Raw genomic sequence first — 20,232 nt, forward strand, 5'->3', positions numbered from 1 at the left:
GCGCAGTGAATCCGCAATTTTCCATTATCGGTTAGCTATTAATTAGTTCGCTTTTTTATTTACAGAATACACGAATGCCGAATAAACCTATAATTGCAGATTTTCGGGGGATAACTTCATGCGACGGCATGCATTGACGCTAATTCGAAACATTTCGGGGATTGGCCTTCTTTTTGGATCAGTACTGTTTGCTGCTGCGTTAACACCGAGCTTGATACCTCGCACTTTTGAAGTGCAGGGCGTATTGGCTGGAATGGCTTTCAGCGCAGGTTATGGTATCGGCGTCGCGGTACGTAATCTTTGGCAGTATCTCGAATTACCAGCTGCGGATCAATATTTTACCAAGATTTGGAAGTTATGCGCCGCTACAGTCTGCATCGTTATCATGCTTGTAGCTCTCTATCATGCCGCTGACTGGCAAAATTCGGTCAGGCGTGTAGTAGGAATGGAAGCAGTCGATAGCGCTTATCCTCTGAGCGTTACATGGATTGCTATTGTGTGTTTTGGCATTCTGTTATTTTTGGCGCGGGGATTAATTCGGCTGGGACGGTACATCGTAAGCAAACTGAACTGGCTACTCCCCCCCAGAGTTTCTATTGTTATCGGTGTTTTTTTAACAATTTCGCTCATCTACACTATCACAAACGGCGTGCTGATCAGATACTCATTTCAGCTAATGGACAGTTCCTTTCGGCAGTTAGATGCATTGGTGGAGCCTGACAGACCGCAGCCACTGATTGCAGAACGAGCAGGAAGTCCACAGTCAAAACTGGATTGGCGGAAATTGGGACGCGCTGGCAGAGAGTTTGTCGCCTCCGGACCAACGGCGCAGGAAATCAGCACTTTTACGCAGCAAGTTACTCTTGAACCTATACGTCTATATGCCGGTTTACAGATAGCTGAAACGCCTGAGCAAAGAGCATCATTATTGCTGGAAGAATTAATCACGCTTAAAGCTTTTGAGCGGGATGCATTGGTTATCATAACTCCCACAGGTACTGGTTGGGTCGATCCATCGGCGATTGATGGACTAGAGTTTTTGCTTAAAGGCAATGTTGCCAGCGTTGCGTTGCAGTATTCCTATTTAAACAGCCCACTCTCCTTGCTATTTCAACCCGAAAACGGACTGGTCTCGTCGGAGGCTCTGTTTAGAACAGTTTATAACTATTGGAAGACGCTACCTAAAGAACAACGTCCCAAGCTCTATCTTCACGGACTTAGCTTAGGTGCGTTCAATTCACAGCGCTCAATTACATTCTTCGATGTTCTGGGTGATCCTATAGATGGCGCAGTATGGAGCGGCCCTCCTTTCCCAAGTGAAAAATGGCGATCGCTGACAAAAGATAGGGCGCCCGGTTCGACCGAATGGCTTCCTGTTTTTCAGAACGGACGTTTTGTGCGTTTTATGAATCAATCAGGAACGCCGGAAGGAAACACCCAGCCGTGGGGCGATCTACGCTTTATATATCTGCAATACGGCAGTGATGCGATTACCTTTTTTGACAAGAGTTTGCTTTATCGAGAAGCCGATTGGATGAAATCACCACGAGCACCGGATGTATCACCAGACCTTCGTTGGTATCCGATTGTAAGTATGCTTCAGATGCTGATTGATATGCCTTTAGCCGACACCGTGCCGATGGGATATGGTCATGTTTTTGCACCCGAACACTATCTGAATGCCTGGTTGGAAGTCACAGGCATAAAGGGTTGGACCGGTGAGCAAATTGTAGCGCTTAAAGCGCTGCTAAAACAACGCAGCATGCGTGGCGACGGTTATGAGGGACGCGGCGGTTAGGGGCGTTAAAGTCAAACTGCGAACGTATTAATTATTTTGAAACGGTAAAAGAATGTCTGCGCTATTTGGGTTCTCGATCTTTAAGTCGCTATTGGCTTTTACAGGCCTTGGCTTGATATTTTTTTTGTTTGGATATTTCGTATTGTTTATCCTTGCTCAGCGCAAAGACTACAATCAAACAATTCCAATTGGTGCTTTCATTGGAACTGTTGCAACGGCCTGGGCGCTGGCCCTGGGTTTCGTGGCCGCAGACATATGGGCGAACTCTGCAAAAGCGGAACAGGCGACTATTGATGAACGATCTGCTATTGAGCGATTAATTGGTATCGCTGGCTCACCAGAAATAAACGCTATCGAGATGCGAAACGCACTTTTACTATACAGAAATGCTGTAATAGATGACGAATGGACCAAGAATATTAATCTTCGTCCAGCCACTTCCGTTGAAGCTGCATTACAAACCATCAGAGACAATATACTGGCTCTTGGAAAATCGGATATTGCAGCCCCGATCGTTACGCATGTACTGAACGATTTTGATATCCTACAAGATGCAAGAAACACCAGGCTGGCAGTCGGCAAGACATCCATTGATGCATATAAATGGTATCTCGTGCTTATTCTCACCGCAATGACCATCATTACGATTGCGGCTACACATGCAGACAGACGCCGTGCAGGAAACACAGCTCTTACCATTTTTTCTTGTAGTGCAACTTTATGCTTATGGATCTTAGCAATCCACGCAAACCCTTATCAGGGACTCGAAAAGCTGGAACCAACACTCTTATTGAATGAAGCCTCGACCAATCAATAATCTCCAGAATAGAAAATATATCATTTAGATATTTTTGGATATTATGAATAATGCTTTGGAATAAACGGCTATCATAGATATACCTGACGAAATAAAAAACTCCCTTGCAAATGACAGATCCTGCAAGGGAGTAGAAGCCGTAATGTTTATTTTTTCTTCAAAAACTCAGCATGATATTCATCGGCCATTTTCCGCAATGACCGACCAATAGCGGCGTACTCAAACTCATTCAGATTTGCGAGAGATGCGCGCCCTGACGGATGCTGTGTACCGAACCCACGCCCTGGCAGCAGGACGATACCCGTTTCATCCGCGATACGAAATAGTAGCTCATTGGCAGAAAACTCTTGTTTCACCCATACTGCAAAGTCTTCACCATAAAGTTTCCTTGCAATCTTCTCGAGGTCCAGAAGAGTATAATAATCAACGGAATTTTCATTGTCAGGCATATCTATGCCCAGTTCGGCATAAAGCGCTGCCTGCCTGCGACGGATAACACGCTTAAGTGTCGCTTTGTAGCTATCTTGCTCATCCATCAAAGCAAACAATGAAAACAACACCATCTGTACCTGCTGCGGGGTTGAGAGGCCAGCTGTGTGGTTCAAGGCGACTGTTCTGCTATCCGCAACTAATCTATCGATAAATTTGAGAGATGATACATCAGTCACAATTGACGAATAACGCCTTTCTAGTGCCTCTTTGGCATCATCAGGGAGCTTGGCAATAGTGTTATCAAGCACATTATTGTGGTGGAGAGCAACGGTTCCCAAACGCCAACCTGTTGCGCCAAAATATTTCGAATAGGAATAGACGAGAATTGTATTGTTGGGGCAAATAGCAAATAGCGATTTGAAATTATCGGCAAATGTGCCGTAAACATCGTCCGTCAACACGATCAAATCCGGACGATGATTTTTCACAATATCTGCAATTCGCTGCAAGCTACGCTCATCCAGCTTCACAGAGGGTGGATTGCTTGGATTGATGCAAAAGAAGACCTTGATTGAAGGGTCTTTCAACTTGTCCAGTTCGGCGTCCGGATACTGCCAATCTGCATCTGGATCGGCATTAATCGCCACCTCTTCCAGACCATAAGCATCAAGCTCAGGAATTTCGATATAGGGCGTGAAAACCGGCATCCCGATAGCAACTTTATCGCCTTTTTTGACAAGGTGATTTTTCTTTAACGTGTCAAAAACATATGTCATGGCAGCAGTGCCGCCTTCGGTCGCGAACACATCGACATCTTTGCCTGAAATATGTCCGCCAACCATTTCTTTCATCAGATATTGGCGAACAATATCTTCACTGATACGCAACATTCTTGGCGGAACCGGATAATTGCAACCCAAAATTCCTTCAACCATTTCATGCAAAAAGTCTGAAGCCGACAAACCGAGCTGGTCGCGAACATAGCTGATGGCGCGACGCAGAAAATCGACCCCCTCCTGATCGCGATTATCTGCAAGAAAACGTTCAAATCTCGCTTCAATGCCTTCAATGCGCGGCAAGCCACCAATACCCTGCTGCATGTAGGAAAAGGAGAGTTCAGACTCTGTCGCTGCAAAAAGACCGAGCCTGAAAAAGCCCCGACGAGGAAGGGTCGCAAGGAAGTTAGGGTTGCCGCGTCCAGCATTAAGCATAACCATATCGGTTTTGGTGGACGCCAATTTGATGAGCTCGTCTTTAAGTTCAAATGGGCTGAGCTTGGCGAACTGGCTGTAGTCGTTCATTGCTTCTCTCTCCAATAATTTAAACGAACGCGATAACGAGTGGCCCCAACAACGTCAGGAAGACGTTTGCAAGAGCATAGGTGATGGCGAAAGGTGTGGTGGGTACAGAATTGCCAGCCTTGTCGAGAACTTCGCCAAATGCTGGGTTGGCGCTACGAGAACCTGTCAGTGCGCCAGCGAATACAGCCACGTTTTCGTAACGCAGGATGTACCTTCCCACAAGCATTGTGATAATGAGCGGCACAACTGTCACAATGACACCTGCGATAAAGATCGACAGGCCACTTTGTGCAATCGTTGTCACAGCTTGCTGGCCAGACTGAAGACCGACAACGACGACAAACCCGGCGAGGCCAAGATCACGAAGTAATGTTGATGCAGCAGTTGGCATATTGCCAAGCGTCATATGTCGGCTTTTATACCAGCCGAACACGAGGCCAGACATAAGTGCACCACCGCCCGATCCCAGTGTCAGAGGGATCGAACCTATCTTGACGACAGCCAATCCGATGAGCAAACCAACAGCAATGCCGAGGCCGTGAAACACAAAGTCGGTTTTATCACTTGGGATAAGCGCAGGGCCAACACGTGCGGTTAAACGTTGAAGATCTTCCTGTACGCCATGGACCGTTACAATATCACCGATCTTGATAACCGCGTCGTTGGTGAGATCAACTTTGCTTCCGCCACGTGTAACATTGAGCACATAGATACCATGGCGCAGTTCACCACTGGCTTGAATAATCTCAGCTACAGTATGATCTGCAAAATCTTTGTTACGAACGACAATGTCACGGGTTGTGACAACCAATTCCATGCCTTCACTACCAGATACTTCTGGGCCAAGCTTGTCTTCTAGTCCGATGACACCATTGCGACGTCCAACAATCAGAACCAGATCATCAGCGAGAAGCATTGTGGTTGGCTCGACACCGATGATTTTTCCTTTTCGTTTGATGCGTTCAATCGTGACTGCATTACCACCAACAGTAATAACACCGTCATTTGTGAGAGACTCAATCGTGCTGACAGTTTTGCCCGCAGCTGAACTTATCCGATAAATACGGCCGACAAGTTCAGGGAGTGCTGGCGTTTCGCCTACTCCATAAATTTTCGTGCCCTTTAACATTTCCGCTTCGGCTTTAAGAGCATCATCACGAATGCTGCGCTTCATAAACCAAGGCAAAATATTAACGCAGACGATAATCGCACCAAATGATCCGAAGATATAAGTCACCGCGTAACCAATCGCCACGTTTGACTGCAAACGTTGCACTTCATCGGCGGCAAGACCTAGCTTCTCAATTGCAGAACCTGCTGTACCTATAATCGCAGATTGCGTTAAGCCTCCCGCTGCAATACCAGCGGCAATTCCTTTGTCGAGTCCCATAATCCGTGCAAGAATAACAACAGTTACAAGACCACTAATGGCAAGAACTGTTGCCATCACGATTTCACGGATTGATTGTTTGCCTAACGATCGGAAAAATTGCGGACCACTTTCAAAGCCAACTGCGTAAATAAAAAGTGCAAAGAGTACAGCTTTGATACCATTGTCAATTTCCACGCCAACCTGGCTGATCACTACCGCAGCGAGCAATGAACCTGCGACGCCGCCCAGCTGAAACTTACCAAATTGAATTTTTCCGATCCAGTACCCGATCGCCAAAGACAGGAACAGCGCGATTTCTGGCGAATGTTTAAATATGTCACCAAGGGAAAACATCAGATTTCCTAACCATCAGACCAAATACATCTATCTTTGATAGATCTCTTTGGTGAACTTAGGAAAAATGAATAAAACCTGTCCAGAACTTTATTTAACATTATAAATATTTATCCACTTTCATTAAATCGAACAAGAAAATAGATATCCAGCAAAATGAATGACAAAATATTTGTCATTCATTTTGCTGGTTACAACATAAATTGTTCAATCTTCTATGGGATTAATTGTTAATATCTACCGTTAGAAACTTCAATTCTCCAGCACTGGAAAAATGTTTACTTACCTCGCTCACAATGCCATTTTCCAGAGTCAAATCCTCAACCAGGTTGAGTTTCATCTGATCCGCGCCCTTGGCCAGGTTTAAATCCTTGATGTTCACCCAGACGATGTTCGGGCGCGTCGTCGACTCAAATACATAGCGCTTATTGGTCAAGTCCACGACGGTTTGCCACAAAGTCTGCGACGCCTCCGGTGCATCTGGATCTGGTATTCTGAAGGGCTGGGCTGCATTGCGCATGACGCTAAACATTGAAGCAACAGCCTGCACGTCGCTTTTTGGTTTAGGCAAACGGCTGACGTAATAACTAGCGCGCGCAAAACGATCACTTGCTTTTGTTGATCCGGGAAGTGATTGCGATCCGCCCAAACCGATAATTTGTTTAACCAACTCCAATTGCTGATCATAGGTAGGCGAGTTCGTCATTACACGGTAATCCGTACTATGATAAACGACAGGCTTGCCATGAACATATTCTATGATACAGGAGTCTCCGGTAGCATCTTCAAGAGCCAGGTGGAGCGCAAGTGGAACGCCACCTGTTGGGTCCTCCATCTGCACGACTTGTACATTGGTCGCCTTGATCCAGGAAACAGCGTCCGCGACAGTTGAAAAATTATCAAGAAAATATTGCAGCCATATCGCCTGACTAAGCTGCGGCCGGCTTGGATGCACTTCCCCGTATTCCGACTCCGCCAACCACAGAATATGCCCGGCAAGTCCAGCTTCGTTTAATCCATCAACAGAGATCATATCGAAACAGCTAGCGACCACACTTCCATATTTGGACGTCCATTTCAAATCGCCGTTAACACCGTTATTTCTATCAATACCACGAGGCTGCGTCCATATATTTGTCATAAGATCTTTATAAAAATCCATATTTCGACCGGCTATTACTAAGCCATTATCATCAGACCAAAGAACTCGTGTGCACATACATGACCCCCGTATGATTTAACCCGCAATGAGTATTTTGATATAACCTAGGCCAAATATTAGATTAATCAATCTGCGCAGAAAAAATAAAGCGCTAATAAAATGCTGTTCAAAAAAAATTAAGAACCGCAATTATAAAATCGTGCCACCGATCGATATTTTGGTTTACGTAACGCTCATAATATCGATACAAATTAAGAAAAATTATATTCACGGCGAATATACAAGGGTTTTTAAATGGATTTCGTGCCTGATCTGGTAAAATACGTGTCTATTGTGGTGATAGGTCTTCTGCCAATTATGAATCCACTGACGACCATACCTTTATATATGTCATTGACCAAGCGCATGAGCGACGAAAACAAACGCGCGCAGGCAAGAAAGACATGCATTTATGCGTTCTTAATCCTTACTGTATTTATGCTGCTGGGCAATGGCATTATCAAAATATTTGGAATATCGTTGCCAGGCATTCGTGTCGCTGGCGGTATAATCATAATGATATTAGCCTTACGCATGATTTTCTCTGGCGAAGACACTTCCTCTGAGGTGGACGCAGATCCCGCAGACATTAAAAAAGCGGATCTCGATTACTCATTCTCACCTCTTGCCATGCCAAGCTTGGCGGGCCCCGGCTCTATAGCTGTTGTTATGGGTTTCTCATCCCAGATCCCAAGTGATCATAGTATATTTGGCCATGCTGTGATCGCTATCGGTGTCGCTATCATGTCCATCATCGCCTATATTGGCTTGCTATCATCCAACTGGATTGAAAAATTTCTCGGTGATCACGGCATGCAAGCGGTGACGAAAATTATGGGGTTTCTTTTAACTTGCCTTGCAGTTCAATTTCTAGCATCTGGCATTAGTCAATTTGTCGTGCAATTTGGCAAACTCTAGTCTCGTGACAGATTGACTATGAACCAATAGCGATAGTCCACAGATGCACTTTAAAACCATTACTGTGGACACCCAACGCGGCAGCTGCTTCCTTTAAATGGAGCACACCTCGTGCTGGAGCATGTTATACTAACACTTTCTTCACGAGGTTCAGCCAATATGCAACACCGAATGGTATAGCTTTATCATCAAAGTCATATTCTGAGCTGTGCAGTGATGCGCTGTCACCATTACCAATGAACATGAATGCCCCCGGCACCTTGCGCAGGATAAAGCCGAAGTCTTCTGCCGCCATTGTTGGCTTCATGTCTGCATTGACAAGGCCCGCATCTGTAGCCGCTTTGGCTGCGTCTACTGCAATATCGACCTGTGCCGGATGATTGATCGTAGCCGGATAAGGAATGCATCCTTCAGGCAGGACTGCTTCAATATTGACACCAAAGCCATTCGCGGTTTGCAAACACAAGGACTGAATTTCATTACCAATGGTTGCGGCGACATCTTCCATCGTCGAAGCCGGTCGAATTTAGTTCTTTGGCTTAGGATCGATATATGCCGTGATCTATTCACAAGTTAAATAATATACGTCTCCCTCGCGGTGTCCGCGAAGGAGACGACCCCTGCATCCCTGACGGGGGGCGCTGCCGGATGCAGGAATGGAGATTTACCACTTCATCTTGAAGCCAACCCGACCAGAGATGCTATCATTTTTGATACCATTGTGACCAAGGTTGCGGCTATAATCACCACTGGCAAACAGAGAAACCTGTTCAGTCAACTGGCCGGAAAACCCGAAACCGACTTGCCCTCTGGTTCCCTCAAGGTCACTGCCTAGTGTCACGCGATTGTTGCCTTCAAGATTAGAAAAACTCGTTTTTGCCTTATCACCCATAGTATGCCAGATATTGACACGCGCCCATGCTGAATAGCGTCGGCCATCTTCAGCTTTCCAATCGCGAGAAACTTTTGCGCCAATACGACCATAAACAATGTCATTGCTGGCGAAGGAAATCTGGCCAAACTGATCTGATGTATCATCCAGCGAAACATGCTGGTAGATAAGCTGAGCCTGAGGCTCAACAGTCCACCCATCATTGAGTGCATAACGATATCCGCCTTCGAGAGAGGAGATAAAACCCCATCCTGCTGTTTGCATACCAACATTGTCGACCGAACTGCTATGCACCTGATCGTAACGTGTTCCCTGAATGACAGCGTCAGTGTACCAGCCAGTATGATCAAGATGGGTCCAATAACCACCGAAGCTATAACCATTCATCGACAGGTCACCGGCTTTACCACCATAGACGCGGTCAACGTCGGCCTCAGCACGACCAACACCTACGAATAATCCCAGAAAATCAAGCGAACCATTCGCGCGCTCACCACGATACAAATCTCCACCAGCCTGGAAGCCTCCTAATGTGTAACTATAGGAAGCACCATCACGATAAAAGTCCGCGAGGTGTTGCTCAGTGCTACCAGACGCAGTGCCAGCATTTCCATGTTCACCAAACGCGCGGAACCAGAAGGCTGATGCATTCAGATCAATTGTATCCCGCCTATCGTGATATGTACCGAGCATAGCTAAACCAAACCGGGAAGCAAGAACAGGAGCGACCATGCTAAGCGGCACTTCCGAGCGATAGTCCGGAAGCTCTGGATCGGGCTTAGGCTCCGGTTTTGGATCTGGATCTGGATCCGGGTTGGGCTTTGGATCAGGTTCTGGGTCTGGATCTGGAGTCGGGTTATAAGTGGAGCGCAGATACCATTGTCCGTCAAACGTACCAGAGGAATCCCCAGCGTAAAGCGTATAGTCATACGCACCCGCTGAAATACGCCCCTGCTGCACAAAAGCTCCACTGCTTGCCTGACTGGCATCGACAAGCATAATCCCATTGCCTGTTGTTTGTGCGCCAAGACCACCGGCATTATTAACGCTCACCCGGCTGATACCGTCAACAGCCCCCTCAAAAATCAGACGATCCGTCTTAGAAACGTCATCTCCGAGTTTGCTATTGAGGACAAACAGGCTATCGTCAGACGTGAAATCGCCTTTCACTATCAGCGTCTTAAATTCATCCTCATTGGGTGAAGTAAATGAAATTGTACCGGCGCTGTCCAGCGTGTTAATGATGGATGAACCGGTAATTTCCCAGGCACTTGTGTTGTCTAGCGACAGTTTGTCGAGCATAGTGCCAGTATCGCTTTCGCGCGCAGCCCCTGACAATAAACTTCCATCACGAAGATCGAAATTAACTGCTCCACTGGCAACAAGAATATCACCTTCAAGCAGGGAGCCTTCCGCATTCACACTTGCTGTTCCAACAGGCATAGGAATGATGTTGGTGCCATCATTATAGATATAATCCGCGCTGGAGAACAAAAGTGCATCATCGCCTTTACCGCTAACGCTGGTATTCTTGAGGTTAAATGTGCTGCTACCTCCGCCACCCACGCGTAGCGCAGGGCCTTGCGCTACATGAACCGTTGAATTTGCCACATCAACGCTATTGATGTGGTTTGTAACAGGAGTGACATTCTCCGGCGTATTATAGCCAAGCAAATATATGCCAGCAGCATTCTCGCCAGTGGTAACGATACTCGTATCAGAAATATCCATATGTGAGCCAAATGTGACGGCGGCTCCATGCGCATAATCACCGGATGTCGTAATCGATGTTCCACCCGACAGAAGTATCCGCCCTGTACCATGACTACGCGCACCTATGGCACTTTCACCGCTGGTTTTTATAATCAACCCACTGGCATCTATTGTCGACCGCGTTGTTGCAACCAACCCATAGGCGCTTTCACCTTCGGTCGTGATTTTAGTGCCGGAAATCGTGACATGCGAAGGCGCCCAGCTGTTCACACCACCATTGCCAGCAGCGACACCATGTCCACCCAGGCCATAAGTAAGAATGCTACCGCCATTGATAACTGAACGTACATTTATATTTTCAATCCCAGTGGCGTTCGTTCCATGAGTGACGATGTCCACCCCATCCGCACGCAACTTTACCTTGCTCGTATCGCTCGTGTTGTTGGCTGCAAAAATCCCATTATTATAATCGCCCCAAGTCTCAATACGACCGATGGAAAGAGTTGTATCGCTATTTGTATTGGCATCAATGCCATAAGCACCACGACTTGTTGTCGGCGCATTGGTAGCAGCGTTCCAGCCAGTGCGGATATCAAAATTATTTGCGGTGAGCGTACCACTCATCGCTGAAATGCCGGCACCCGCTGTGGTTGTGATCCTGGTATCGTCAACAAATATAGATGCCGAAGTCGATCCATATTTACCCTGCATCGAAATACCAACTTCGTCCGCCACGACACGGCTGCCAATCAATGACAAATGGCTCTCATCCATAGTGAGAATACCGCGTCGACCGGTTCCGCTACCGATAATCTCTACATTTTCCAAATAAACAGACGACCCATCACCGTAGATATTAACTACGTTACCAGCTGCGCCAGTTGCAACGAGGCGCGCTGCCTTACCTTCTTCACCGACGATTCTGACAGTACTCGGAGCAGAGGAGCGATAGCTTTCAACGCGCAATGCTTCCGCAGCGCGACCTTCACTCACAAGATCGATGTCCGAATTTGTTATGTTCAAAGTACCATTTGTAACCCAGACGGCCGGTGCATCCAGTTGACCGTTCGCGGAAGTCGTATGCGCATGCGCATGCGCATCCGAATTCTCGATAATACGCTCTTGACCTGCAGTAACTCGGATCTGTTGTGCAATTACTGGAGTTGCCGTCGCCGCAAGAACGATTACAGAAACACTGAGCATACAAGTCAAATGGTGGCGGCCGATAGCAGTGAATTGATTTTGGTGTTTCTGAGGCGACATGGAAGAAAATCCTTACCCAAGGCCACCCTAAATAACTCTGTAGAAAAAGTTAGGAATCAAACCATTTCTATTAAAATAAATAGAACAAAAATTAGACTTAATCTCCATCATAGAGATTAAGTCTAATATTCACTCCACATATCAAGCTACCATCAGGTGGGTATTTGCTTTAAATTCCATGCACTTTTATGATTGAATCAACAAAAATAATTGCATAAAACTTCATACATTTTTAAAAAAGTACAATAATATGTAACGAGTGTTATCCATGCGCCTTGCGAAAAACGTAGTACATGCAATAAGTTATGCCGCAGCACGCCTGAACGAGGCAGGCGTGGACCCAGCTAAACGTTTAAATAGCGTCGCGAAGTGTGCCTGATCAGAAAAACCACAGGCGAAGCCAATCTCGGCAAGCGGCAAGTTTGAAGTGCCAAGCATTTCCTTAGCTTTGCTAACGCGTAACCGCATAACATATTGGTAGGGCGTCATATGCATTGTCGTTTTGAAACGCTGATGGAACGTCGTGCGCCCCATAGCACACAGAGAAGCGAGCTCACTGATATGTATATCGTGACCGAGGTGTTCGATAATATATTCATCAACCCTGCGCATTTGCCTGGAGGTCAGCCCACTCAGCCGCTCAGACCTGATTGCAACCGTTGATGTGACGGAATATTTGGCCAGCAAATCTGCACAAAGCGCACGAGACATGTAGTCGATTTTAAGTTGAGAAAGATGATAAGGCTCGTTCAGGGATTGCTTGATCGAGCGCAAAAGCCAGCTCAAGCTGGCGCTTTTTTCGCCAAATACCGGCGAAAGTGAAAGCCTATCGGGACCAGTTTCAAACAGCTCATATGCGACTTCGTGCAACAGCTCAGGCCTCAAAAAGACGTGTACGGCCTCTGTTTCATTGCCGATAACGCAATCAACCGGAGTGAGTGGCTCTGCAATGCTGATAGAATAAGCAGGTAGCACCGCAAGCTCTTCTTGCCCTGAAATGCTCCTATGCACTTGCGTATCGCTTAGACCCATACTCAACCAAAAGAAAGGAACCGAATGATGAGAACTTTCATGAGGGTGCTCGAGTGTATGCGCAGCAAATAGCTCTTGCCAGCCGTGCCTTTGGCTACTGCGGATCGTTTCTACCTCTTTTGTAACGAAAAGAGACGTATCATTACCAAGTATTGTTGCCTTAGCTCCCTCAATGGGAAGCGACGTCGTCTCGACGACATTATCGATCGGCTGTTTCATTATTGCACACTTTGCCTGCTCAGGCTCCCACAGAAACTGTAGGGACCAAACGATTGAAATATGCAGCGCCCAGTTAGTTTATAATCCTGCTGCGTATGTAAAACAACTGCGACTCCAAGAAAGCCCAGCTTCAATCGCGCTCAACATTTTACCAACAGCAAACCTCAGCCGTCAGTAGACTACCTTATGTATATTAACAGATGATCATATTAAGCCTTTGATTGAAATCAATCACGCTCGAACGACCAGCAATAATGGCATAGATACGCTGGAGATATATTTTGATATATAAACAAAAAATAATAGATAAAACAATGACTTATAATTTCCGTATCAATATATAATACGAACGAAATTGCCTTTCAGTTTAATTTTATAAAACGGACCAATGGATAAATAAACAAAGAAAATAGGGACCTGCATGAAGCATACCGGTCCTTATTATCATTCCTTCAATTTAAAACCGGCTTTTAGATCTGCTTGATGGACACCCTTCCGGTGACCTTGATTTGGCAGTATTTGCACTTGGTAACCGAACGGAGAATATAATACTCAATTTATATAGTTTGCGTGACTTTGCGAAGGTTCATCGGCGTATCCGGATTTAATCCACGAGCCTGTGCAACTTCTTCGATCAGGCGATAATAGGCGCCGAGACCAACCAATGGGTCGATCAATCCGCTGCCTGTAGACGTGATCTTGATGCTCTTTTCTGTGCCAGCATTCTCGCCGATTGTGATGACGTCTGCCCCCATTCCAATAAGACGATCTATCGCTTGCTTACCGGCATCGTAGGCTGCATCTTGATGGAGGAATGCGAGCACGGGAAAATCACTATGTACCAACCGGATTGGACCGTGCATTACTTCTGCAAGGGAAAATGCCTCCGCATGAAACCCGCAGGTTTCTTTGGCTTTGAGCGCGGCTTCTTGTGCAACCGCAAAGCCGGTGCCACGGCCAACCATATACATGCTTTCAACGGCAGCGAGATAGGAAACAAGATCACCATCAATTCCCGCAGTCGTTGTCTTCTCCAGAGCTTCCGGGAGTTTTGCCAATGCTTGTTTCAGCCCAGCATCTCCGCTGATTTCTGCGGTAATAGCAGCAAGCGCTACGGCACCGGCTATACAGGATTTGGTCGCTGCGACGCTTTGCTCTTTACCGGCGTGCAGGTTTAAAACGATGTCCGCCTGACTTGCCAATGCGCTATCAATCACATTGACCACTGCTACAGTAACAGCTCCACCCTGTTTAGCCGCCTTCTGCAAAGCAACAATGTCAGGACTCGCACCTGATTGCGAAACAGTAAAATGCAAACCATCATGCAATTGCAAGCGACTGTTGTAGACAGAAGTTACTGAGGGGCCAATCGACGCGACAGGTATGCCTACGCTGATTTCGAACAGATACTTAAAAAAAGAAGCTGCATGATCCGACGATCCCCGCGCAGCCGTTGTAATAACGCGTGGCTTGAGCTGATCATAAATACGCTTGATCTCAGCTATTGTAGCTGCTTCTTCGTTCAAAACGCGAGAAACAACAGATCCCGCTTCTATCGTTTCTCGCCGCATAAAGGATATCGTAGTCATCGAAGACCTCATCATTAGACCAATAATTTTCGCGGTTTAACCCTGCAAAATCGAAGCACCGCCTGCTGCCTGAACAGCCAGACTACCACGTCTGACGCCAGCTTCCAGACAATCCAAAGCGCAACGTCCCTCGATCCAAAGATCAATAAAACCGGCGTTAAAAGCGTCGCCAGCGCCTGTGGTATCAACGACGTCAACTTTTTGAGCTGGCAAATGAACTGAGGTTTTGTCAAAACGCACCCAAGCGCCCTCGGCTCCCGTCTTCAGGACAACCAGCGGAAAGTGTTCAGATAGGATATCGAGCGCTTTGCTCGGATCACTCTCGCCGGTGATTGCTTCTGCTTCTTCGCTATTTGGGAGAAAAACATCCACGCCAACACAGTTTTTCAGGAAATTATCACTGTAGATAAGTGTTTCATCCCAGCTTGGATCAAGGGATATCGTCAAACCGGCAGCTTTTGCTTTTGCTATCAGATCAGGAATTTCGTGCAGTGTTGCATATTCTGCAATGTGCAAGTGCTTTGCATTTTTCCAGGCCAAAGCGTCTTCGAGTGTGGAAGGATGCGCTGTCCCTGCTCTGCGCGAAAGAAACGCCCTATCATTGCCTATAACACTAGCGACCGTTAGCTGCGGCCCTGCATTTTCAGAAGTTTCCAGAAAGCGCAGATCAAGACCATCGATAGTCAAATCAGTCGTTAGACCCTGCGAGAGACTGTCCGTACCGAGCCGCGCGACCAGCGCAACCGAGCGGCCAATATGAGCGAAATGGGCGGCGGAAATGAAGGCACCGCCGCCAGCTACAATTTTCATATCACGTGCGAATACCTCACGCCCCAGCTGTGGCAATGCCTCAAGGCCCGTGAAAATGAGATCGCAATAAAGTCGTCCTATACTCAGGACTGCGGGGGTTTTAAACTGCTTTGACATTATAGGCGACCGAGGCTCTTTTCTGTTTTATCATCGAACAGATACAGACTGCCCGCAGGCGCAAAGACTTGCAGCGTACTGCCGGAAACAGGCACGGTTTTGCCCGGTGCCGTTGCAATAACGACATCACCATTCACATCAAGATGTACGAGAGTTTCCGCGCCAAGTGGCTCCACCGCAGTCACTACACCCTGCAGCGACACACCACCTTCAGTGCCGGTTTCACCGACAGTCAGCTCATGTGGACGAATACCGATCAATATATCGCCATCCGCTGCAAACTCGACCGTATCACCCTTGCGGCGACCTTTCAGCAGATTCATCGACGGACTACCGATAAAACGTGCTGTGAAAACATCCACAGGATTTTCATACAGCTCGGTCGGTGTGCCAGTTTGCAGAATATTACCATCACGCATGACAACAATTCGGTCAGCCATAGTCATGGCCTCCACCTGATCATGGGTCACGTAAACCGTAGTTGTCTTGAGACTCTGATGCAGACGCTTGATTTCAATACGCATCTGCGCACGCAACTGCGCATCAAGGTTGGACAGTGGCTCGTCGAACAAAAATGCAGAGGGCTTACGTACCATCGCCCGACCAATTGCTACGCGCTGACGCTGACCACCGGAAAGCGCCGCGGGGCGACGATCAAGATAAGGTGTCAGCCCCAGGGATGACCCCACCTCTTCAATCCGCCTGGCTTTTTCAGCTTTCGAAAGCTTGGACGTATAAAGACCAAAACCGATATTCTGGCGCACACTCATATGTGGGTAAATTGCGTAGTTCTGGAATACCATTGCAATATTACGCTGCTTTGGGTCACGCTCATTGACGACTTCGCCACCAATTTTCAGCTTGCCACCGGAAATATCTTCGAGACCAGCAATCATGCGCAAAGTTGTCGATTTACCGCAGCCAGAAGGGCCGACGAATACGACAAATTCACCATCGGCAATTTGCAGATCAATTGCGCGAACCGCTTCGACTTTGCCGTAACGTTTGACAAGTTTTTCAAGTTCAATGGTTGCCATTAACGTGTCTCCGCAAGTGCGCTGAATTTTTCATTAAGTTCGCGATCAGATTTTGCCTCGACCGCTGCATGTTTTGAGGCTTGGTCAGTAAAGCCCTGCGCGACAGCACGGTAATGCGCCAGGGCTTCACCCATTGGCTTTGGTGCCGGGCCGCCCAAACGGTCTCGCACGGCAACAAAATGCTGTGGCGAAACCAGTTCTTCAAATTTGACCTGATCGAAAGATGGATCGCGTCCCGTTGCCTCATGGAAGGCCGTCAGGAACGGCGTAAAGCCATCTTTTTCCAATCCGCCACCTTGGGCGACCACCGCACGAGCAACTTTGGCTGCGATCTCATGCGCTTGCCGGAAAGACAGGCCTTCAATACGCACCAGTGAATCCGCCAGTTCGGTAATGGTAATGCAAGAGCGGCGGATATTTTCCGCAACGCGCAATGGATCAATGCGGATAGCCTCAATGAACGCTGCCAGCAGATCAAGGACACGACCGGCAGAGGCAAAGGCTTCGTAGCCCATTTGCTGGGTTTCACCTTCACTGTCATTCATGTCGGTGAAAGGCGTATTATGCATCACATCCAGCACGGTGCGGGCACGCCCCATAGTCTGGGTCGATAGATGGCGCATATGCTCAATCGGTACCGGATTGCGCTTTTGTGGCATGATTGAAGAAATCTGCACAAATGCATTTGGCACATAAATCTGGCCGACTTCAAAACTCGTCCAGAACTGGAAGTCCTGAATGAGGCGTCCAAGATGTATGAACATCAATTCCAGCGCCGAATAGGTTGAGGTGACATAATCCACTGCAGCAATGCAGCTATAAGAATTGTGTAAAGGGGCAGCAAAACCCAACAGTTCCGCGACGCGTTGGCGATCAATCGGAAAACCTGAGGTGGTGATGGCTGCTGCCCCCATTGGCGACTGGTTGACAATGGCACGCGCAGCTTCAATTCGCTCAATATCACGGATCAGCACCTCTGTTGCTGCTGCCAGATAATGGCCGAATGTCGTTGGCTGTGCAGGCTGGCCATGGGTATAGGCCACAATCAATGTCGCCTGTTCACGATCAGCCGCTGCAATCAGCACGTCGAGCAAATGCCGTGATTTTTCCAACAGCACGTCAATGTGCTTTTTCAAACCGAGTTTAAACAGCGTGTGATCAATATCATTGCGCGAACGTGCAGTATGCAATCGCCCTGCAACATCAGCACCGATACGGGCTTTGAGTTCCTTCTCTATGAGAAAGAAAAAGTCTTCAACCTCACCGGTATAAGACAACTCAGCCGGATTGATCTCACGATCAATCGCTTGCAATGCACCAGCAATCTGTGCCGCCTGTTCGTGCTCAAGGATGCCGGTTTCAACAAGCATCACCAGATGAGCGCGGTCAATGCAACGGAAACCATCGACGTGATGTGTCTTGGCACCATCAAACAGCGGACGCAGAACGGTTTCTTTATAAACCGGATTTGGAAAAACGCTTTTGTCGGATAGTTTTGGGTCGAGATCAGGCATGGTTCAACCTTTCAGACCTGCTAGCATAACACCGCGTACGATGTAGCGCTGAAGCAGCATGAAAACGAGAAGTGTAGGCAATGTGGCAATAGCTGCGCCAGTCATGATCATTTCCCACTGGATCGATTGTTCAACCGCAAAGCTCGATAGTCCCACCGGCAGCGTATAAAGCTCCGGACTGGTAGAAACGATCAGTGGCCAGAAGAACGCTGTCCAGTTACCGAGGAAGGTAAAGATCGCCAGCGCCGACAAGGCAGGCGTGACCAGTGGCATGGCAATTTTCCACCAGATCTGGAACTCGTTGAGGCCATCAACACGTGCGGCTTCAAGGAAGTCATTCGGTACGCCTTCAAAGAATTGCTTCATGAGGAAGGTACCAAAAGCGGTCATCATACCCGGGAACATGATGCCCCAATAGCTGTCGAGCCAGCCCAGTTTGCTCGACATCAGATACCACGGAATAACCAGCATTTCCGTTGGGATCATCAATGTTGAGAGGATCGCGATGAAGATGAAATAACGACCACGAAACTGGAACTTGGCGAGTGTGTAGCCGACAAGACTGTCGAAAAACACGTTCGATAAGGTCACCACAACAGCAACAATCATCGAATTCATGAACCAACGCAGAAAGCGTCCGTCAGCAAGAATTGTGATATAATTCTGTAAAGTCGGTGCCGCCGGTATAAGACGCAGATCATAGACCTGACTGGCGGTTTTCAAAGAAGTTGAAAACATGAATGCCAGTGGTGTGATCATGATCAGACCGCCGATAAACAGCAATGTCCATGTGATAATGCGGCCGGGCTTCAAATGCTGAAACGGCAGTGATTTTATTTGTGCAGTCGCGGTCATTTCTTTTCCCTCAGAATCCAGAGCTGCAACAGCGATACGCAAAGCAGAATGATGAAGAGAATAATGGTTTGCGCAGCCGCATAGCCCATTGCATAGGAGGAAAATGCTGTCTGATAAATCATCAGCACCAGCGGTTTTGTAGACCCCAGCGGCCCGCCCGGATCATTGGTGGTCATGTTATAGACCTGATCGAAAATACGCAGGAAACCAATGGAAGAGAACACTACCAGAAACACAGTGGTCGGTTTCAGCAGCGGAATAGTGATCTTGCGTAAGATCGCCCATTCACCGAGGCCGTCAATGCGTGCGGCTTCATAGAATGTATTTGGCACCGCGCGTAGGCCCGCCATAAATATGATAATCTGAAAACCAAGGCCCGCCCAGATCGAGGTTGCCATAATGGCATAAAGCCCCTGATCCACTGACCGCAGAAAGCCTTGTTGCGGCAGCCCCATTGAACTCAGAATATTATTGATAAAGCCGATGGGTGCCGGCTGATAGAACCATCGCCATACCCATGCCATAGCTGCCGCAGTCGTCAGATAAGGCAGGAAATAGAGCGCACGAATAAAGCCATGCATGATCCGGACACGATCCAGATAATAAGCAATGACAAATGCGATGAGCAGGCTGATCGGTGTGCCAACCAACAGATAGATGAAAGTGTTTTTGAACACTTTCCAGAATTCCGGATCGGCAAATAGTTTCTCATAATTGCCGATCCCGATAAACTGGGGCGGGCTCATCAGATCCCAGTCTGTGAAAGACAACCAGAATGCTTCAATCGTCGGATAAAAGCGGATAACGCTATAGAACAGGATTGGCAGAGCCAAAAAGCTCCACACCCACATCAAACGTCTGGTTTTCATCGACAGGCGATCTGTCAGACGCGAACCAAACGGCCTGCGCGCTGTATGATCGGGTTCAGCCGTCATTGTCATTGTCAAAATCCTTCGGCGAAGTGACGCCGCTGCAAGGCATGGTAGCCATGAGAGGAA

Annotated in this window: 15 protein-coding genes; 3 read left to right on the forward strand and 12 right to left on the reverse strand. The window is 47.5% G+C overall.

All coding sequences use genetic code 11. The features are described from left to right. Nucleotides 1-118: 118 nt before the first annotated feature. Nucleotides 119-1,798 (forward strand): alpha/beta hydrolase, encoded by a 1,680-nt coding sequence (locus ACOZHT_RS16515; protein WP_421566039.1) that lies wholly within the window; start codon nucleotides 119-121, stop codon nucleotides 1,796-1,798. A gap of 52 nt (nucleotides 1,799-1,850) precedes the next feature. Then, the gene (locus ACOZHT_RS16520; RefSeq protein WP_421566040.1) at nucleotides 1,851-2,615 is read left to right on the forward strand and encodes a hypothetical protein; all 765 of its coding nucleotides are present in this window, start codon (nucleotides 1,851-1,853) and stop codon (nucleotides 2,613-2,615) included. Between the two features lie 146 nt (nucleotides 2,616-2,761). Here ACOZHT_RS16520 and ACOZHT_RS16525 read toward each other — a convergent pair whose 3' ends face one another. From ACOZHT_RS16525 to ACOZHT_RS16535, 3 genes are all read right to left on the reverse strand, one after another. After that, a complete protein-coding gene (locus ACOZHT_RS16525; protein WP_421566041.1) occupies nucleotides 2,762-4,348 on the reverse strand; it encodes a bifunctional aspartate transaminase/aspartate 4-decarboxylase in 1,587 nt (528 codons plus the stop codon). 19 nt (nucleotides 4,349-4,367) lie between these two features. Further along, on the reverse strand, nucleotides 4,368-6,074 hold the full coding sequence (gene aspT, locus ACOZHT_RS16530; protein WP_421566042.1) for an aspartate-alanine antiporter: 1,707 nt from the start codon (nucleotides 6,072-6,074) through the stop codon (nucleotides 4,368-4,370). Nucleotides 6,075-6,297: 223 nt separating this feature from the next. Further along, nucleotides 6,298-7,293, reverse strand: coding sequence for a linear amide C-N hydrolase (locus ACOZHT_RS16535; RefSeq protein WP_421566043.1), 996 nt, complete (start codon nucleotides 7,291-7,293; stop codon nucleotides 6,298-6,300). Between the two features lie 237 nt (nucleotides 7,294-7,530). Here ACOZHT_RS16535 and ACOZHT_RS16540 point away from each other — a divergent pair, with 237 nt between their 5' ends. After that, nucleotides 7,531-8,193 carry a MarC family NAAT transporter gene (locus ACOZHT_RS16540; RefSeq protein ID WP_421566044.1) on the forward strand — a complete coding sequence of 221 codons (663 nt, stop codon included), beginning with the start codon at nucleotides 7,531-7,533 and terminating at the stop codon, nucleotides 8,191-8,193. Nucleotides 8,194-8,317: 124 nt separating this feature from the next. Here ACOZHT_RS16540 and ACOZHT_RS16545 read toward each other — a convergent pair whose 3' ends face one another. From ACOZHT_RS16545 to ACOZHT_RS16585, 9 genes are all read right to left on the reverse strand, one after another. Beyond that, nucleotides 8,318-8,701 carry a M20/M25/M40 family metallo-hydrolase gene (locus ACOZHT_RS16545; protein WP_421566045.1) on the reverse strand — a complete coding sequence of 128 codons (384 nt, stop codon included), beginning with the start codon at nucleotides 8,699-8,701 and terminating at the stop codon, nucleotides 8,318-8,320. A gap of 156 nt (nucleotides 8,702-8,857) precedes the next feature. Then, nucleotides 8,858-12,061, reverse strand: a complete 3,204-nt coding sequence (locus ACOZHT_RS16550; RefSeq protein WP_421566046.1) for an autotransporter outer membrane beta-barrel domain-containing protein — start codon at nucleotides 12,059-12,061, stop codon at nucleotides 8,858-8,860. A 303-nt stretch (nucleotides 12,062-12,364) separates the two neighbouring features. Further along, nucleotides 12,365-13,312 (reverse strand): helix-turn-helix domain-containing protein, encoded by a 948-nt coding sequence (locus ACOZHT_RS16555; RefSeq protein WP_421566047.1) that lies wholly within the window; start codon nucleotides 13,310-13,312, stop codon nucleotides 12,365-12,367. A gap of 557 nt (nucleotides 13,313-13,869) precedes the next feature. Further along, the gene (locus tag ACOZHT_RS16560) at nucleotides 13,870-14,901 is read right to left on the reverse strand and encodes an SIS domain-containing protein (RefSeq protein WP_421566048.1); all 1,032 of its coding nucleotides are present in this window, start codon (nucleotides 14,899-14,901) and stop codon (nucleotides 13,870-13,872) included. 36 nt (nucleotides 14,902-14,937) lie between these two features. Further along, entirely contained in the window at nucleotides 14,938-15,828 is an 891-nt protein-coding gene (locus ACOZHT_RS16565; protein WP_421566049.1) for a carbohydrate kinase family protein, read from the reverse strand. Continuing rightward, nucleotides 15,828-16,865, reverse strand: coding sequence for an ABC transporter ATP-binding protein (locus tag ACOZHT_RS16570; protein ID WP_421566050.1), 1,038 nt, complete (start codon nucleotides 16,863-16,865; stop codon nucleotides 15,828-15,830). The genes ACOZHT_RS16565 and ACOZHT_RS16570 overlap by 1 nt, the downstream gene beginning before the upstream one ends. Then, entirely contained in the window at nucleotides 16,865-18,379 is a 1,515-nt protein-coding gene (argH, locus tag ACOZHT_RS16575; RefSeq protein WP_421566051.1) for an argininosuccinate lyase, read from the reverse strand. Before argH ends, ACOZHT_RS16570 begins: the two co-directional genes overlap by 1 nt. Before the next feature lie 3 nt (nucleotides 18,380-18,382). Beyond that, nucleotides 18,383-19,234, reverse strand: coding sequence for a carbohydrate ABC transporter permease (locus ACOZHT_RS16580; RefSeq protein WP_421566052.1), 852 nt, complete (start codon nucleotides 19,232-19,234; stop codon nucleotides 18,383-18,385). Further along, on the reverse strand, nucleotides 19,231-20,175 hold the full coding sequence (locus tag ACOZHT_RS16585) for a carbohydrate ABC transporter permease (RefSeq protein WP_404989665.1): 945 nt from the start codon (nucleotides 20,173-20,175) through the stop codon (nucleotides 19,231-19,233). Before ACOZHT_RS16585 ends, ACOZHT_RS16580 begins: the two co-directional genes overlap by 4 nt. Nucleotides 20,176-20,232: the final 57 nt, after the last annotated feature.

Origin of the sequence: Ochrobactrum sp. EDr1-4 (assembly GCF_049199085.1) — a bacterium.
In the GTDB taxonomy this organism is placed as follows: domain Bacteria; phylum Pseudomonadota; class Alphaproteobacteria; order Rhizobiales; family Rhizobiaceae; genus Brucella.

Excerpts from the sequence above, each read along its gene's own strand:
- ACOZHT_RS16520 (WP_421566040.1), top strand. The coding sequence starts at position 1,851 with ATGTCTGCGCTATTTGGGTTCTCGATCTTTAAGTCGCTATTGGCTTTT.
- ACOZHT_RS16570 (WP_421566050.1), bottom strand. The coding sequence starts at position 16,865 with ATGGCAACCATTGAACTTGAAAAACTTGTCAAACGTTACGGCAAAGTC.
- aspT (WP_421566042.1), bottom strand. The coding sequence starts at position 6,074 with ATGTTTTCCCTTGGTGACATATTTAAACATTCGCCAGAAATCGCGCTG.
- ACOZHT_RS16580 (WP_421566052.1), bottom strand. The coding sequence starts at position 19,234 with ATGACCGCGACTGCACAAATAAAATCACTGCCGTTTCAGCATTTGAAG.
- argH (WP_421566051.1), bottom strand. The coding sequence starts at position 18,379 with ATGCCTGATCTCGACCCAAAACTATCCGACAAAAGCGTTTTTCCAAAT.
- ACOZHT_RS16585 (WP_404989665.1), bottom strand. The coding sequence starts at position 20,175 with ATGACAATGACGGCTGAACCCGATCATACAGCGCGCAGGCCGTTTGGT.
- ACOZHT_RS16535 (WP_421566043.1), bottom strand. The coding sequence starts at position 7,293 with ATGTGCACACGAGTTCTTTGGTCTGATGATAATGGCTTAGTAATAGCC.
- ACOZHT_RS16525 (WP_421566041.1), bottom strand. The coding sequence starts at position 4,348 with ATGAACGACTACAGCCAGTTCGCCAAGCTCAGCCCATTTGAACTTAAA.
- ACOZHT_RS16565 (WP_421566049.1), bottom strand. The coding sequence starts at position 15,828 with ATGTCAAAGCAGTTTAAAACCCCCGCAGTCCTGAGTATAGGACGACTT.
- ACOZHT_RS16545 (WP_421566045.1), bottom strand. The coding sequence starts at position 8,701 with ATGGAAGATGTCGCCGCAACCATTGGTAATGAAATTCAGTCCTTGTGT.
- ACOZHT_RS16540 (WP_421566044.1), top strand. The coding sequence starts at position 7,531 with ATGGATTTCGTGCCTGATCTGGTAAAATACGTGTCTATTGTGGTGATA.
- ACOZHT_RS16555 (WP_421566047.1), bottom strand. The coding sequence starts at position 13,312 with ATGAAACAGCCGATCGATAATGTCGTCGAGACGACGTCGCTTCCCATT.
- ACOZHT_RS16560 (WP_421566048.1), bottom strand. The coding sequence starts at position 14,901 with ATGACTACGATATCCTTTATGCGGCGAGAAACGATAGAAGCGGGATCT.
- ACOZHT_RS16515 (WP_421566039.1), top strand. The coding sequence starts at position 119 with ATGCGACGGCATGCATTGACGCTAATTCGAAACATTTCGGGGATTGGC.
- ACOZHT_RS16550 (WP_421566046.1), bottom strand. The coding sequence starts at position 12,061 with ATGTCGCCTCAGAAACACCAAAATCAATTCACTGCTATCGGCCGCCAC.